This window comes from Pseudomonas sp. ML2-2023-3 (assembly GCF_037055275.1).
In the GTDB taxonomy this organism is placed as follows: domain Bacteria; phylum Pseudomonadota; class Gammaproteobacteria; order Pseudomonadales; family Pseudomonadaceae; genus Aquipseudomonas.
Map to the genome: position 1 here is coordinate 999,063 of NZ_CP146343.1, position 13,633 is coordinate 1,012,695.

The following is a 13,633-nucleotide window of genomic DNA, read 5'->3' on the forward strand; positions in this document are numbered from 1 at the left end:
TTGTGGGAGCGGGCTTCAATTTCAGTGGTTTCGTACGACGTTTCGCTTTCATTCTCGTGAAACATCCGAGAAGATTCCGCTCGCTTGCGCCTGTTCAAATCGGGGAATAGTCTCGGCCAATCGCTGCAAAACAGCGGTCGGGTTTAGTAGCCCGGCTTGTAAACTTGACGCAAAGCGCCATCTCTATGGTGGCCGTGCGTAGGGCACTTTCGGGTGCGCCGGTTTCCAAGTTTTCCGGTCTACTAACCTGCGTACGGCTGCCACCCATTCGTTTAGTAGCGATAAAGGGCAGCTCCATAAATTTGGAGAACCCCATGAAAAAAATCACCCCCGATCCACCCGTTTCTCCCCTCGATGCTGCTGACAGTAACGACCCGTTGCTGGATCGTATCGCCGTCGAACGTGCGCTCAATTACTACCTGCAAAACCATAAGCCTTATCGCCCTATAGGCACGGCCATGCTGGCCATCCCGGACAGTGTCAATTCAGAAGCGGCTTTGGCCCAGGCGTCAGACTTGTTGCGCTGTGCGGGTGCCTGCGCGAATGAGGCGGGGAATGGCCTGAGCGGGCCTGCGCGCGATTTGGTGTTGTCGGTCATGCACTTGGTGGAGCTGGCCAAGGGTTATGTCGACAAGTCGCTGGATACGCTGGCAACGCACGGAAGCAGCACGCGCCTGAGTGCAGCAGGCGCGTCTTGGGACAGCTGGTTTGAAGGTGAGGGTGTAACGGAAGACTTTTTTTGACGCCCTTACTCCACCGGATCACTCACCGGTTTGGCGATGATCTGTTTTAGCTCGGCGGTCATCGGGAATTCCAGGTTCAGGCCGTTGGGCGGGATCGGTTGTTCGAACCAGCGCTGGTAAATGCTGGTGATTTCACCGGACTGGTACAGGTCAGCCAGGGTCTTGTTGACCACCGCCAGGAACTGCGGGTCGTCCTTGCGCACCATGCAGCTGTAGATTTCCCGAGATTGCTCATCCCCTACAACCACCCATTTGTGCGGATCACGGGCTTTGGCGCGTTCGCCGTAAAGCAGCGCGTCGTCCATGTAAAACGCTACGGCGCGGCCGGTTTCGAGCATCTTGAAGGCTTCGCCATGGTCTTTGGCGCTGATGACGTTCATGCCCATCTTGTGGTCGGCGCTGTAGCTTTTGATGAAGCGCTCATTGGTGGTGCCAGCCGTCGTGACGACGTTCTTGTCCCGCAAATCATCGAATCCCTTGATGCCGCTGTCCTTGGCGGTCAGCAATTGGCCTTTGACGTAAATAAACCCATAGGAAAACGCCACCTGCTTTTGCCGCTCGGCGGTCACGCCGGTTGAGCCGCACTCCAGGTCAACGGTGCCGTTCTGCACCAGCGGGATACGGGTTTGCGAAGTCACCAGGTTGTATTTGACCTTCAGCGGTTTGTCGCCCACTTGCTGCTGGATACGTTCAACGATTTTGTTCGCCAACTCCACCGAATAGCCCATCGGTTTGCCGCTGTTGTCCCCGACATACGAAAACGGTACCGAGGCATCGCGATAACCCAAGGTAATACTTCCGGAGTCGGCGATTTTCTTTAGCGTGCCTTGCAGCGGCGTCTCATTGGCTTGCACGGTGTGGCTGATCAACAGGCCCAGGGTGCAACTGATCAAGGTAAGTTTTTTCATGTTGTTGTTTTCCCTTAAAACAGATTAATGACGAACGGCAATCACGCTTATTTCCACCAACACCTGAGGCCGTGCCAGTTCGGCTTGCAGGGTGGTGCGGGTAGGCGCCTTGCCTGCCGATAGCCAGGCTGACCACACGGCATTCATGGCGGCGAAGTCGCGCTGAATGTCTTGCAGGTAAATGGTGGCGTTAAGGATGTGGTCTTTGTCGCTGCCGGTTTCGGCCAGCAGTGCGTCGATCTTGCTCAAGACCTCTTGAGTCTGTGCCGTGATGTCCTCGCTTTGCGTAGGAACTTGTCCGGACAAAAATACCAGCGCCTCGAACGTCGCGGCGGCGCTCAAACGGTCATTGCTGTTGATGCGGTCAATCGTCATCGGGCATTCCTTCTGGTTGGGAGGGTGCACTCAGGCAGCCAGGCCTTGCAGGTCAATGGACGTTTTACGGTGTGCAATTAGCTCGCTCAGCAAGCGCCCGCTGCCACAGGCCAGGGTAAAGCCCAGCGCGCCGTGGCCCAGGTTGAGCCACAGGTTGCGGTAGCCACTGGCGCCAAGAATGGGAACGCCACTCGGGGTAGCAGGACGCATGCCAGCCCACTCGATAGCGTCGTGATAATCGCCCGCTTCCGGGAAAGTACTGCTGGCCAGTTGGCGCATTTGCGCCAGGCGCTTGGGGTCCAGCGAGGGATCGAAGCCGACAATGTCGACCATCGCGGCAATGCGCAATTGCTCGCCAATGCGGGCGTAGACAATTTTGCGGTCGTAGTCGGTGATGCTCACCTGTGGCGCTTTTTGCGGGTCGGTCAGGGCCAGCGTGAGGCTGTAGCCCTTGAGCGGGTACAGCGGCAGGTTCATCCCCGGCAGGCGCAGGGCCGGGCTGTTGTGCCCCGCTGCGAGCACAAGTTGATCCACTGCCAGCACCTCGTCACCCATTTCCACAGCCTGGACTTCACCGTTGGCATGACGCAGGCGGGTGACGGTTTTACCCAGCAAGAACGTGCAACGGCCACTGGCCTGCAAGCGGGCGACCAGTTGTTGGCAGAACGCGTGGCAGTCACCGACCTCTTCGCTCGGGGTGTAGATGCCTCCCACAAATGCCGAGCCTTGCAGGCCGGGTTCCAGGCTGGCGCATTCGCTGGCGGACAGCGCGTGTTGAAATGAGCTGTGGATAACTTTTTTGCGCGCTTTGTCGAAGTGGCTGCGTTCACGAAACGCCACCAGTTTGCCGTTGCGCTGCCAGGCGAAACCGTCCAGCTGATCTTCTTCGCGCCATTGCTGCAATGTGGCCTGGCTGAGCAATGCCAGACGCAGCAAATGCGCGCCATTGCGCTGGTTCACCGAACCACGGCACGCGGCTATAAACGACGCCAGCCAGCGCCATTGGGCCGGGTCCATGCGTGGGCGCAGCTTGAGCGGCGAGTCGCCGCGCAGCATCCAGCCCACCGCTTGCAAGGGCACACCGGCATCGGCCAGGGGGGCGACGTAGCGGTAGGAAAGCTGACCGCCATTGGCAAAGCTGGTCTGGCTGCCCAGGGTGGGCTGGGCCTCGATCACGCTCACGTCAAAGCCGTCGCGCACCAATGCATACGCCGTTGCCAGCCCGATAACGCCCCCGCCGATGATGCAAACTCGCTGTGCCATGTCAGTCCCTAGCCACTGTTGAACAGGCTTCAGGTTAGGGGCAGGTGACAGGCGGCGAACAATGAATAAAGATGGTCCTCCCATAAACAAAGGTTATGGACTGCTGCCATGCGCTTGCGTCATATCGAAGTGTTCCAGGCGATTCGCCAAACCGGGTCGGTGAGTGCGGCTGCCCAGTTGCTGCATGTCTCCCAGCCTGCGGTGAGCAAGGTGCTGCAACACGCTGAACAGCGGTTGGGGTTCCCGCTGTTTCTGCGGGTGCGCGGCAAGTTGCAGCCCACCCCCGAAGCGCTGTTGCTGGAGCGCGAAGTCGACAAGGTGACCGAGAGCCTGCAAGGTGTGCAGCGCCTGGCCGAAAGCCTGCGCCGTGAGCCGGGGCATCGTTTGCGTATTGGCAGCACGCCCGCGCTGGCGTTGTCACTATTGCCGCCGGTGATCAGCGAGTGGACCCGTCGTTATCCCGATATCAACTGTGAACTGGCCAGCGCCCACAGCCGTGAGCTGGTGCAGAACCTGTTGATGCGCGAACTGGACGTGGCCCTGACCTTCAAGCTGCCCGATCATCCGGGGCTCAAGGCGCGGGCGCTGGCCCACGGTGTACTCGTAGCGCTGGCGCCGCGGGGTTACTGGGCGGATGAAAGCGAAGGCGTACCGCTCGCACTGGATGAGCTGGCGGACGCGCCGTTGATCGGGCTGAGCAGTGCCGATCCGCTGTTTGCCCGGCTGGACAGCTACCTGCAAGCAGTAGAGCCACCGCCGCGCATCAGCATCGCGGTGCAGACCTATTCGCTGGCGCGGGCGATGGTGGAGTCGGGTGCGGGGTTGGCGGTGATTGATCCGTTTACGGCGTTGGGTGCTTCACGGGCAAGCACCTTGATCCGGCCCTTGAGCCCGGCGCTGCCGATTACGCTGTACGCGGTGACCCGGGCGGACGAAGCCCCGGCGCATACGCTGGAAGGGTTGCTGCAATTGTTCGCCGAGCGGGCCAGCGAGCAGTTGCAGCGGTTGGCGGGCTGATCAAACATCCGTGTAGCCGCTGCCGCAGGCTGCGATCGAGTCCAAAGGGTTCGCGTTTTTTCCAAGAGCGAAGGTCCTTCGGCCCTTATCGCAGCCTGCGGCAGCGACTACAGGTTATTTCCTGTTACTTGGGCAGTGCGTACACCACCACCTGGTCCCCTACCTGATCTTTCATGATCGAGTTGCCGCCCGCCACAAACGCCACATATTGTCGGCCTTTGTATTCATACACGGCAGGGTTGGCGACGGCAGGGGCCATGACGATGTCCGACCACAGCTCTTTGCCGTCTTCCAGGGCATAGGCACGGACCTTGGCATCCATCGATGCACCAATGAACACCACGCCACCTGCGGTCACTGCCGGGCCACCAATGGTCGGCGAGCCCATGTCTTCAGGCATGTACCAACCCCACTGCTGGACGGCGCCCATCGGACGACGCCATTTCACGTCACCGGTGCGCATGTCGATCGCCACGATTTCACCGAAAGGCGGTGCCCAGCACGGCATGCCTGCCCAGTTCTGTGCGTTGAGCAAACTCATGCCGTAAGGCGCGCCGATCTGTGGGTAGAAGCCGTTCTCGTTGCCTGCAGTTTTGGGTTGCTTGTCGTAGGAGGCGCGGTCCCACAGCTTGATCATCTGCACAATGTGGGAGGTGTTCACAATGGCGACCTGGCTGACCGGATCAAACGCTACACCGCCCCATTGCACGCCACCGGCACTGTCCGGGTAGGCCAGTACGCCGTTGCCTTTGGTGCTGGGCGGCGAATACATGCCGTTGTATTCCAGGCCGTCCCACATTTTTGTGCACTGGCCAAAACCGACAATGTCGGCGATTTTCCAGATCGCCGGTTTTTTCGATTGATCCATCAAGGGTGCAGGCTTGGTCGGGAACGGTTGGGTTGGCGAGTACACCTCTCCAGCAGCATCACCCTGGGGTACAGGGCGTTCTTCAATCGGCCATACGTCCTCGCCGGTGCGGCGGTCAACGGTGAACAAAAAGCCCATCTTGGTCGCTTGCACCAGTGCTGCCACGGGCTTGCCGTTGACGGTGATGTCCATCAGCGTCGGGGCCGAGTTGATGTCGTAGTCCCATATGTCGTGGTGAACCCACTGACGAGACCACACGACCTTGCCGGTGTTGATATCCAGGGCCGTGGTGGAAGTGCCCAGCGGAATCGGCTTGGTCCGGTTGCCGCCCCAATAGTTGGGTGAAGGCGAGGACACGGGGATATACAGCAAGCCCAGCGCCGGGTCATACGACATGGCTGTCCAGATGTTGGCAGTGCCGGTTTTGCCTGCCTCTTCCTCGGGGATCGGCTTGAATTCCCACTCCAGCGCGCCGGTGCGGGCATTGAGGGCAAACAGTGAGCCCGGGGATTCAACTTCGTATTCCCAGTCTTTACCGGCCCAGCCCACGATCAACTTGTCACCGATGACGGTGGGTGGCTGCAACTGTGACAGCGGCCATTTCGCGTTCATGGTGTTCCATTGGTTGACGTCCACCACCCCGTTTTTGCCGAAGCCTTCGCAAGGCTTGCCGGTGTCGGCGTCTACCGCGTAGAGCTGCGCGGTCATGTTGCCCAGGTAGACGACCTTCTGGCAGGCCACGCCCGCTTGAGGGTTTTTTTCCTGCCAGTAGGCCACGCCACGTGATTTCAGCGCGGGCTGGGTTTCGGCGACCAGTTTCGACTTGGTGTCGTAGGTCCACTTTTCTTTGCCGGTCTCGGGCTCCAGGGCAATGATCCGGTAAAAAGGCGTGCCGACGTACAACGTGTCATTGGCAAAAATAGGTGTCGCGGACCAGACCGACGGCGGGATTTTGCCGGTGCCCGTGGACATGTCGCCGGTGAAGTATTCCCAGACCTTGGTCAGTTTGCCGACGTTGTCCTTGTTGATTTGAGTCAGGGGCGAATACTTTTGCGAGCTCAGTTGCCCGTGGAAACTGTCCCACTCCTTGCCGCTGGGGATCGGCAGTTTTGCGTCCTCGGCAGAGATGCTGGACGGTGCCAGCAAAGGCGGCGGGACGGTGTAGGTGTCTTGCGCGTGGACGCTGGAAACACCCGCCAGCAAGCACAAGGCCGGAGCTGTCAAAAACTGTTTTGTGATCGCGCTCATATCGCGCTCCTTGTTGGCTTGCCGGCAAAGGTTTCAATGATCACACCCAGGGCGTAGATCCCCAGAACGGCGGCGGTCCACCAACCGTGCAGCAGGCATGCGGCAAACGTTGTTCCGATCACACCGACCCAGGCCAGGAAGAGGACGAAATTTCGCAGGCCTCCCGCCCTGGCTTGAGCCAGCACCACCCCCAGGACAAACAGCACAAACTCGGCCAGCATCGCCGTCATTGCCCCCCCGGAATCTGTCACCCCGGACAAGGGAGTGAAGAACCGCCAGGCGGTAATGCCCAGAGCAATCAATGCGGTGATGATCATGATGTTGGCGCCCAGAGGGCGCCTGGGTGGTGCATAGGCAGCAGAAGTACTCATCCCGTTCCCCTTTGTGTGTCATGCCTTAAGGCCTCAGGAACGTGAGTGTAGCCAAGGCGGGGAAAAACACCGGGATCAGTGCGCGTGCTCAACCTCTACCGGCGCATCCTTGGTCACGTGCTTGACCAGTTTGCCGATGGTCAAACCCTGGAACAGGATCGAGGACAGCACCACGATGTAGGTGATACTCAGGATCAGGTCACGCTCCGGGCCCAGTGGCAATGCCAGGGCCAGCGCTACCGAAACACCGCCGCGCAGGCCACCCCAGGTCAGGATGCGGATGGTGCCCCGTGGCACGGTACGCCAGCGGCGCAGCAGGACAATGGCCGGTGCCACGGTCAAGAGGCGCGACAGCAAAATGGCCACGGCCAGAACGCTGGCCGCCAGCAAATGCAGCCATGAGAACGGCAGCAGCAACAGTTCCATGCCAATCAGCGCGAACAGCAGCGCGTTGAGCATGTCATCAAGCAACTCCCAAAAACCGTCCATGTAGCGACGGGTCATCTCGTTCATGGCCTTGTTACGGCCCAGATTACCGATGATCAGACCTGCGACAACCATCGCGATCGGCGCCGACACATGCAGTTCACTGGCCATGGCCGAGCCGCCGATCACCAGTGCCAGGGTCAGCATCACTTCGATCTGATACTGCTCGATGCTCTTGATCATCCGGTACACCAGGTAACCGATCAAACCACCGAACACCACGCCGCCGATGGCTTCGTGAACAAACAGCATGGCCGTGGCACTCAGGCTCGGGGTTTCGCCCAGTTGCAGGATGCCGAGCAACACGGTGAACACCACAACAGCGGTGCCGTCATTGAACAGCGACTCGCCCACGATGGTGGTTTTCAGCGGTTTGGAGGCGTTGGCGGTCCGCAGTACACCCAGCACGGCAATCGGGTCGGTGGGGGAGATGAGTGCGCCGAACAGCAGGCAGTACAGAAAACTGATATGCCAGCCGAACAGGGCAAAAATCCAGTACGCCAGGCTGCCGATCACGGTGGTGGCGATCAGCACACCGACGGTGGCCAGCAGGCCAATCGGCCAGCGATAGCTGCGTACATCATTGATATTGACGTGCAGGGCGCCTGCAAACAGCAGGAACGACAGCATCCAGTTCATCAGCAGATCGCCGAAGTCGATCTGGCCGATCAGTTCTTGCACGCGCTCTTCAAGGCCCGGATAACCGATAAAGCTCAAGCCTTGCAGCAGCAACGAAAACATTAGGGCAGTGACCATCACGCCAATCGTCGGCGGCAGGCCGATAAAGCGGAAGTTCACGTAAGTCAGTAGTGAGGTCAGGCAGATAAACGCAGCAACAAGCTCAAGCATCCGGGATCCTGTGGTGGCGAGAATGAATGGAAACCCGATCAGTACGGGTTATGTTTGGATGCAGGCGCGGGCATCAGGGGCACATCCCCGGGGTGTGGCAAATGGGCGCGATGTGCGAGGTCATTGACCACGCAGTTGCACTGAGGTTGCATGTGCGCACTGGCGCTGTAGCAGGCCACCCATACTCGTGTTGAAACTCTAAAAAGGAAATTCCAATGACGGTTGCCTTCTGGTGTGTGCTTATTGCCTTCTGTTTGACCTATGTGTGTACCGCTTTTGCCAAGTTCAGTGACGGCAAGTTCGGGCCCAAACAAAACCATGATCCACGTACGTTTCTGGACAACCTTCAAGGCTTTGCCAAGCGTGCCCACAGCGCCCAGCTCAACAGCTTCGAAGTGACCCCGGCCTTTGCGGCGGCGGTGATCATTGCCGATATCGTAGGGAACGCCCAGCCCGTGACCATTGATGTGCTAGCGGTTCTGTTCGTTACCAGCCGCATGCTGTACATCATCTGCTACCTGGCCGACTGGGCGATCCTGCGCTCCATCGTGTGGTTTATCGGCATGGGACTGGTGGTCAGCTTCTTTTTTGTGTCGATGTAAACGCAAGCCAATAACCAATGTGTGGGAGCGGGCTTGCTCGCGATGCAGACAATCCGGTTTGCCTGATGCACTGCGGTGATGCCATCGCGAGCCAGCCCGCTCCCACAAAGGTTTGGTTTCATTGCATGCAGGTGGTTTTACTGCGGCAGCGCCGCGCCTTTCGGCCATAGCAGCCAGATATTGCCCTTCTGCTTCATGTCGCCCGCAATCTTCCCGGCTTCAGGGCCGGTGCCCACGAAGAAATCGGCCCGCACTTCGCCAGCAATGGCGCCACCGGTGTCCTGGGCGGCTACCGGGCGTACGATGGGCTGGCCATCAGCCTGGGTGGTCGACAGCCACAGCAGGCTGCCCAGCGGGATGACCTTGCGGTCCACCGCCACGCTGTAGCCAGCCGTCAGCGGCACGTTCAGCGAGCCGCGCGGGCCTTCGTTGCTGTCCGGGTTCTGGGTGAAAAACACGTAGCTCGGGTTGCTGGCCAGCATCTCGTGGACCCGTTGCGGGTGAGCCATGGCCCAGGCGTGAATGGTGCCCATGGTCACGTCTTCTTTTTTCAGTTCGCCCTGTTCAACCAGCCAGCGGCCAATCGGTTTGTACGGATGGCCGTTCTGGTCGGCATAGCCGATGCGCAGCTGGCGGCCATTGTCGAGTTGAACCCGGCCCGAGCCCTGGATTTGCAAAAACTGCAGGTCCATCGGGTCGGTCAGCCACGCCAGTACCGGTGCTTGCAGGCCTTTGCTGTTAATGGTCTCTGCGGTGTCGTAAGGCTTGAGCACACGGCCCTCAAGGCGCCCGCGCAGGCGTTTGCCTTTGAGCTCGGGGTAGATGCTGTCCAGGTTGACCACGATCAAGTCAGCCGGTACGCCATAGATGGGTACGTTGGCGGCCTGGGTCGGCTTGAGGCTGCCGGGGTAAACCGGTTCGTAGTAACCGGTGATCAGGCCGTCGCTGCTGCCTTCGGCCGAACGCAGGCTGTACACGTCGAGATGGGTTTGCAGGAAGTTGCTGATGTCGGCCACGCTCGGGCTGGCAGGCAAGGCGGCTGCGTCGCTGCACACGGAGCCCCAGTTGGGGTCGGCCTTGAGTCGGGTACAGGCGCTGCGCCATGAAGCAAAACCGCTTTGCAGGTCGCTGCCCGTCACTTCAGGCAGTGCGCTCCAGTCAGCCTTGCTGTAGGTCGTGTGGGGTTCTGGCTGAGTGGCATTCTTGTCGGCGTCCTTGTCGGTGCCGTTACATCCGGCCAGCAACAGGGCAACGGGCAACGCCCAGGCCAGAGGCTTGAAAAATGTGTTCATGGGTGAAATTCCTTCGAGGTTTGCCGAGGCCGGATAACCCTCTGGCAATCCTTGTATTCAATAGGGGTATTGGTCTTTGCAGGTGACGCGAGGATACTGGCGACCGATTTCCGTGACCTGAAGCGACCATGACTTTTAAACGATTGACTGTTGTTGTGCTGGCCTGCCTGACGTTGTCTGCGTGTGGCGGGGTGGATCCCGATTCGCCGCTGGGCCAGCGTAAAGCGATTTTCAAGCAGATGCTAAAGACCAGCGAAGACCTGGGGGGCATGTTGCGAGGTCGGATTCCCTTTGACGGTCCGCGCTTTACCGAAGGTGCCATCAAGTTGGACGCTTTGGCTCACGAGCCGTGGAAGCATTTCCCACAGGTTAAGGAGTCCGACCTGACCAGTGCTACCGATGATGTCTGGCAAAAGCAGGAGCGTTTTCAGCAACTGGCGCGCCAGTTGGAGGGCGCAACCGGTGAGTTGGTGATCGCCAGCCAGGTACAACCCTACAAAGCCAGTAACCTGACGCCTGCCGTGCAGAAAGTGGAAGACACCTGCAGTGCGTGCCACAAGGAATTCAGGAATCACTGAGTAAAGATCAGCCGGTACCCGCCTTCTGTGGGAGCGGGCTTGCTCGCGACAAGCACGACTCGGGACTTCTGAATCACCGAGGTGCTGCCATCGCGAGCAAGCCCGCTCCCACACAGGAGATCCGTATCGCGAGACTTATTTATCCAGCTGATCCAGCGCTTCTTGCAGTTCCTTGCGCGATTCGGCCAGCTTGTTTTTGCGTTTGTCGATTTTCTCCGGGTCGCCTTTCTTCATGGCTTTGTCCAGATCAGCCTGGCGCTTGCTCACTTCGTGCTTGGCTTCCAGCACCTTGTTTTCACGTTCCTTGCGCAGGCCCGCGTCAGTGCAGTGCTCGGTGACTTCGCTCAGGGCTTTTTCCAGGCCCGCGACCTGGTTGCTGTTGCCGTGCGCGCGGGCCTGCTCAAGTTGCAGGGTGATGGCTTGTTTCTTGGCAGCGCAACCGGTCAGTTCCGGCGCTGCGTCTGCGGCCATCAGAGGCGTTGCCAGCAGGCCGCAAACAGTCAACAGGGCGAGCGGTGAAAGTAATTTCATAAATGGCTCCATGACAAAAGATGACAATTAAATAAGGCTGAAAAAACGCCACGCAAGCGCGTTTCGGCTGATCCAAACCGTGGATGTTAGCAGCATCCGCAGGCAAGCAATCCGTCGAACGTTATCCATGAGCAGCAAAAAGCCCCGAACAGTCACCTGTCCGGGGCTTCTGGTGCAGCAGGCTTAATTACAAACCGGCGGCAGCGCGCAGCTCTTCAGCGCGGTCGGTACGCTCCCACGTGAACGTGGTGAAGGTATCGTCGCCAACGGTCTTGATCTGCGGCGTACGACCGAAGTGGCCGTACGCTGCAGTTTCCTGGTACATCGGGTGCAGCAGGTCAAGCATGGTGGTGATGGCGTATGGACGCAGGTCGAATACGTCACGTACCAGCTTGATGATTTTCTCGTCGGAAATTTTGCCAGTACCAAAGGTGTTCAACGAAATCGAAGTCGGTTGAGCGACGCCGATAGCGTAGGAAACCTGAATCTCGCAGCGCTCAGCCAGGCCGGCAGCCACGATGTTCTTGGCCACGTAACGACCGGCGTAAGCAGCCGAACGGTCAACCTTGGATGGATCCTTGCCCGAGAACGCGCCGCCGCCGTGACGGGCCATGCCGCCGTAGGTGTCAACGATGATCTTGCGACCGGTCAGGCCGCAGTCGCCCACCGGGCCACCGATGATGAACTGGCCGGTAGGGTTGATGTGGAACTGGGTGTCCTTGTGCAGCAGCTCGGCTGGCAGCACGTGCTTGACGATCAGTTCCATCACGCCTTCGCGCAGGTCGGTGTACGACACTTCAGGGTTGTGCTGGGTCGACAGCACGATGGCGTCGATGGCGACAACCTTGCCGCCTTCGTAACGGCACGTTACCTGGGACTTGGCGTCCGGGCGCAGCCACGGCAGCAGGCCGGATTTACGGGCCTGGGCCTGGCGCTGTACCAGTTGGTGCGAAAAGGTGATCGGTGCAGGCATCAGCACGTCGGTTTCGTTGCTGGCGTAGCCGAACATCAGGCCCTGGTCACCGGCGCCCTGATCTTCAGGCTTGGCACGGTCAACACCCTGGTTGATGTCAGGGGACTGCTTGCCAATGATGTTCATCACGCCGCAGGTAGCACCGTCGAAGCCGACGTCGGAGCTGGTGTAGCCGATGTCGGTGATCACGTCACGAACGATCTGCTCCAGGTCGACCCAGGCCGACGTGGTGACTTCGCCCGCGATGATTGCTACGCCGGTTTTCACCAGAGTCTCGCACGCCACACGGGCGAACTTGTCTTCAGCAATGATGGCGTCCAGCACCGCGTCAGAAATCTGGTCGGCGATTTTGTCCGGATGCCCTTCAGACACGGACTCGGAGGTGAAAAGGGAGTATTCGCTCATCTCGACGGTTTCCTAATATTTACCGATGGTGAGTGTCGCCAGTTGGCCGCTGAAAGTGGCGGACCTGAAGCTGGAAACCATTACGTAAGCCTACATAGAGGCTTTCCCCGGGAACGAGTCCCGCAGCGGTGGCCCAATGGGCCAGATCATCTTGTTCAAAACCCAGCCACAAATCACCGCATGCCTCGCGGGCCCACGCCTGATTATGGCTGCACAACTCTGTTATCAGCAGGCTGCCGCCCGGCTGCAGCAAGGTTGCCAGTTGCTGAAGTGCTTCGGCCGGTGCGGCGAAATGGTGCAGGACCATGTTCACGACAACGCAGTCGGCTTGCAGCTGTGCATCGTGTAGCGCGTCGGCCAGGATCAGGCTGACGTTGTTCAGTGACTCGCGTTCACAGAGCTGGCGGGCCAGCCCAAGCATGACCGGGCTGTTGTCCAGCGCCGTGACCTGATGGAAGCGGCGAGCCAGGTCGGGCAAGAAGCTGCCATCGCCGGGACCGACTTCCAGGGCCGTGGCCGCCGGGTCGAAGCTCAGTTTGTCGAGCAGCGTCAAAACGCTGTCCCGGTATTGCGGCAAGCCGGCGATCAAATCCTGTTGAGCGCGAAACTTCTCGGCTACGCGTGAGAAAAAGTCCTGACTGGCGGCTGCACGCTGTGCATGTACTGCGCTGATTCGCGCTTGTACATCGGTGGGCAAGGTCAGGTTATCGACCTCTTCCAGCAGCGCAGCATGGAGTTTTCCGCCTGGTTGCTCGGTGTGGGGCAGGGCACGGCGATAAAAAATCGCATTGCCTTCGCGTCGTGTTGCGACCAGCCTGGCTTGAGACAGCACCTTGAGGTGATGACTCATGCCTGATTGGCCAGTGGCAAAAATCTGCGTCAGCTCCAGCACACCAAACGAATCGTTGGCCAACGCGCGCAGCACATTGAGTCGCAGCGGATCGCCTCCAGCCTTGCACAGGGCGGAGAGCTCGTCGCTATCGTCATGGCGGATTGAAGGCATGCGTAAGTTCATGGGGTCGCAGTCTAGTTACCCCGTACAGCCCCCGCAAGTTCAATATCGAAAAGTTTTGATATTGGTCGATAAGTGGCGCGTTTGTCGGAGAGTGTGTGCTTATTAACGA

At 59.4% G+C, this 13,633-nt stretch carries 14 protein-coding genes; 4 read left to right on the forward strand and 10 right to left on the reverse strand.

Annotation, left to right across the window (positions count from 1 at the left end; translation table 11 throughout):
* Window positions 1-314 precede the first annotated feature (314 nt).
* Complete coding sequence (locus V6P94_RS04620; RefSeq protein WP_326398631.1) at window positions 315-743, forward strand: DUF6124 family protein; 429 nt, start codon at window positions 315-317, stop codon at window positions 741-743.
* A gap of 5 nt (window positions 744-748) precedes the next feature.
* Here the strand turns inward: V6P94_RS04620 and V6P94_RS04625 are convergent, their stop codons facing one another.
* Genes V6P94_RS04625 through V6P94_RS04635 form a run of 3 tightly spaced genes read right to left on the reverse strand, consistent with a single transcriptional unit; the run spans window position 749 to window position 3,289 of the window.
* Window positions 749-1,651: a transporter substrate-binding domain-containing protein gene (locus V6P94_RS04625; RefSeq protein WP_133075193.1), complete on the reverse strand. Its 903-nt coding sequence runs from the start codon at window positions 1,649-1,651 to the stop codon at window positions 749-751.
* 24 nt (window positions 1,652-1,675) lie between these two features.
* The gene (locus tag V6P94_RS04630; RefSeq protein WP_133075194.1) at window positions 1,676-2,026 is read right to left on the reverse strand and encodes a Rid family hydrolase; all 351 of its coding nucleotides are present in this window, start codon (window positions 2,024-2,026) and stop codon (window positions 1,676-1,678) included.
* Window positions 2,027-2,056: 30 nt separating this feature from the next.
* Complete coding sequence (locus V6P94_RS04635) at window positions 2,057-3,289, reverse strand: D-amino acid dehydrogenase (RefSeq protein ID WP_133075195.1); 1,233 nt, start codon at window positions 3,287-3,289, stop codon at window positions 2,057-2,059.
* A gap of 108 nt (window positions 3,290-3,397) precedes the next feature.
* Here V6P94_RS04635 and V6P94_RS04640 point away from each other — a divergent pair, with 108 nt between their 5' ends.
* Window positions 3,398-4,306, forward strand: a complete 909-nt coding sequence (locus tag V6P94_RS04640; RefSeq protein ID WP_133075196.1) for a LysR family transcriptional regulator — start codon at window positions 3,398-3,400, stop codon at window positions 4,304-4,306.
* A 124-nt stretch (window positions 4,307-4,430) separates the two neighbouring features.
* On the opposite strand, the gene V6P94_RS04645 is transcribed toward V6P94_RS04640, so the two are convergent.
* The 3 genes from V6P94_RS04645 to V6P94_RS04655 all read right to left on the reverse strand — a co-directional run bounded on the left by V6P94_RS04645 (window position 4,431) and on the right by V6P94_RS04655 (window position 8,128).
* Entirely contained in the window at window positions 4,431-6,422 is a 1,992-nt protein-coding gene (locus V6P94_RS04645; protein WP_338649044.1) for a pyrroloquinoline quinone-dependent dehydrogenase, read from the reverse strand.
* Complete coding sequence (locus V6P94_RS04650) at window positions 6,419-6,793, reverse strand: hypothetical protein (protein WP_133075198.1); 375 nt, start codon at window positions 6,791-6,793, stop codon at window positions 6,419-6,421. Before V6P94_RS04650 ends, V6P94_RS04645 begins: the two co-directional genes overlap by 4 nt.
* Window positions 6,794-6,868: 75 nt before the next feature.
* Window positions 6,869-8,128 carry a sodium:proton antiporter gene (locus V6P94_RS04655; protein WP_133075199.1) on the reverse strand — a complete coding sequence of 420 codons (1,260 nt, stop codon included), beginning with the start codon at window positions 8,126-8,128 and terminating at the stop codon, window positions 6,869-6,871.
* Between the two features lie 215 nt (window positions 8,129-8,343).
* Between V6P94_RS04655 and V6P94_RS04660 the strand changes: the two genes are divergently transcribed.
* On the forward strand, window positions 8,344-8,730 hold the full coding sequence (locus V6P94_RS04660) for an MAPEG family protein (protein WP_133075200.1): 387 nt from the start codon (window positions 8,344-8,346) through the stop codon (window positions 8,728-8,730).
* A gap of 137 nt (window positions 8,731-8,867) precedes the next feature.
* Here the strand turns inward: V6P94_RS04660 and V6P94_RS04665 are convergent, their stop codons facing one another.
* A complete protein-coding gene (locus tag V6P94_RS04665) occupies window positions 8,868-10,022 on the reverse strand; it encodes a murein transglycosylase A (RefSeq protein WP_133075201.1) in 1,155 nt (384 codons plus the stop codon).
* Between the two features lie 128 nt (window positions 10,023-10,150).
* Between V6P94_RS04665 and V6P94_RS04670 the strand changes: the two genes are divergently transcribed.
* Complete coding sequence (locus V6P94_RS04670; RefSeq protein WP_133075202.1) at window positions 10,151-10,600, forward strand: cytochrome c; 450 nt, start codon at window positions 10,151-10,153, stop codon at window positions 10,598-10,600.
* Between the two features lie 135 nt (window positions 10,601-10,735).
* On the opposite strand, the gene V6P94_RS04675 is transcribed toward V6P94_RS04670, so the two are convergent.
* From V6P94_RS04675 to V6P94_RS04685, 3 genes are all read right to left on the reverse strand, one after another.
* A complete protein-coding gene (locus V6P94_RS04675; protein WP_133075203.1) occupies window positions 10,736-11,131 on the reverse strand; it encodes a DUF1090 domain-containing protein in 396 nt (131 codons plus the stop codon).
* A 187-nt stretch (window positions 11,132-11,318) separates the two neighbouring features.
* Window positions 11,319-12,509 carry a methionine adenosyltransferase gene (gene metK, locus V6P94_RS04680; RefSeq protein WP_133075204.1) on the reverse strand — a complete coding sequence of 397 codons (1,191 nt, stop codon included), beginning with the start codon at window positions 12,507-12,509 and terminating at the stop codon, window positions 11,319-11,321.
* A 19-nt stretch (window positions 12,510-12,528) separates the two neighbouring features.
* Complete coding sequence (locus V6P94_RS04685) at window positions 12,529-13,524, reverse strand: metalloregulator ArsR/SmtB family transcription factor (protein WP_133075205.1); 996 nt, start codon at window positions 13,522-13,524, stop codon at window positions 12,529-12,531.
* Window positions 13,525-13,633 lie beyond the last annotated feature (109 nt).

Bases quoted from the DNA above. Each gene is read 5' to 3' on its own strand.
- V6P94_RS04620 (WP_326398631.1), top strand. From the start codon at position 315: ATGAAAAAAATCACCCCCGATCCACCCGTTTCTCCCCTCGATGCTGCT.
- V6P94_RS04625 (WP_133075193.1), bottom strand. From the start codon at position 1,651: ATGAAAAAACTTACCTTGATCAGTTGCACCCTGGGCCTGTTGATCAGC.
- V6P94_RS04630 (WP_133075194.1), bottom strand. From the start codon at position 2,026: ATGACGATTGACCGCATCAACAGCAATGACCGTTTGAGCGCCGCCGCG.
- V6P94_RS04635 (WP_133075195.1), bottom strand. From the start codon at position 3,289: ATGGCACAGCGAGTTTGCATCATCGGCGGGGGCGTTATCGGGCTGGCA.
- V6P94_RS04640 (WP_133075196.1), top strand. From the start codon at position 3,398: ATGCGCTTGCGTCATATCGAAGTGTTCCAGGCGATTCGCCAAACCGGG.
- V6P94_RS04645 (WP_338649044.1), bottom strand. From the start codon at position 6,422: ATGAGCGCGATCACAAAACAGTTTTTGACAGCTCCGGCCTTGTGCTTG.
- V6P94_RS04650 (WP_133075198.1), bottom strand. From the start codon at position 6,793: ATGAGTACTTCTGCTGCCTATGCACCACCCAGGCGCCCTCTGGGCGCC.
- V6P94_RS04655 (WP_133075199.1), bottom strand. From the start codon at position 8,128: ATGCTTGAGCTTGTTGCTGCGTTTATCTGCCTGACCTCACTACTGACT.
- V6P94_RS04660 (WP_133075200.1), top strand. From the start codon at position 8,344: ATGACGGTTGCCTTCTGGTGTGTGCTTATTGCCTTCTGTTTGACCTAT.
- V6P94_RS04665 (WP_133075201.1), bottom strand. From the start codon at position 10,022: ATGAACACATTTTTCAAGCCTCTGGCCTGGGCGTTGCCCGTTGCCCTG.
- V6P94_RS04670 (WP_133075202.1), top strand. From the start codon at position 10,151: ATGACTTTTAAACGATTGACTGTTGTTGTGCTGGCCTGCCTGACGTTG.
- V6P94_RS04675 (WP_133075203.1), bottom strand. From the start codon at position 11,131: ATGAAATTACTTTCACCGCTCGCCCTGTTGACTGTTTGCGGCCTGCTG.
- metK (WP_133075204.1), bottom strand. From the start codon at position 12,509: ATGAGCGAATACTCCCTTTTCACCTCCGAGTCCGTGTCTGAAGGGCAT.
- V6P94_RS04685 (WP_133075205.1), bottom strand. From the start codon at position 13,524: ATGAACTTACGCATGCCTTCAATCCGCCATGACGATAGCGACGAGCTC.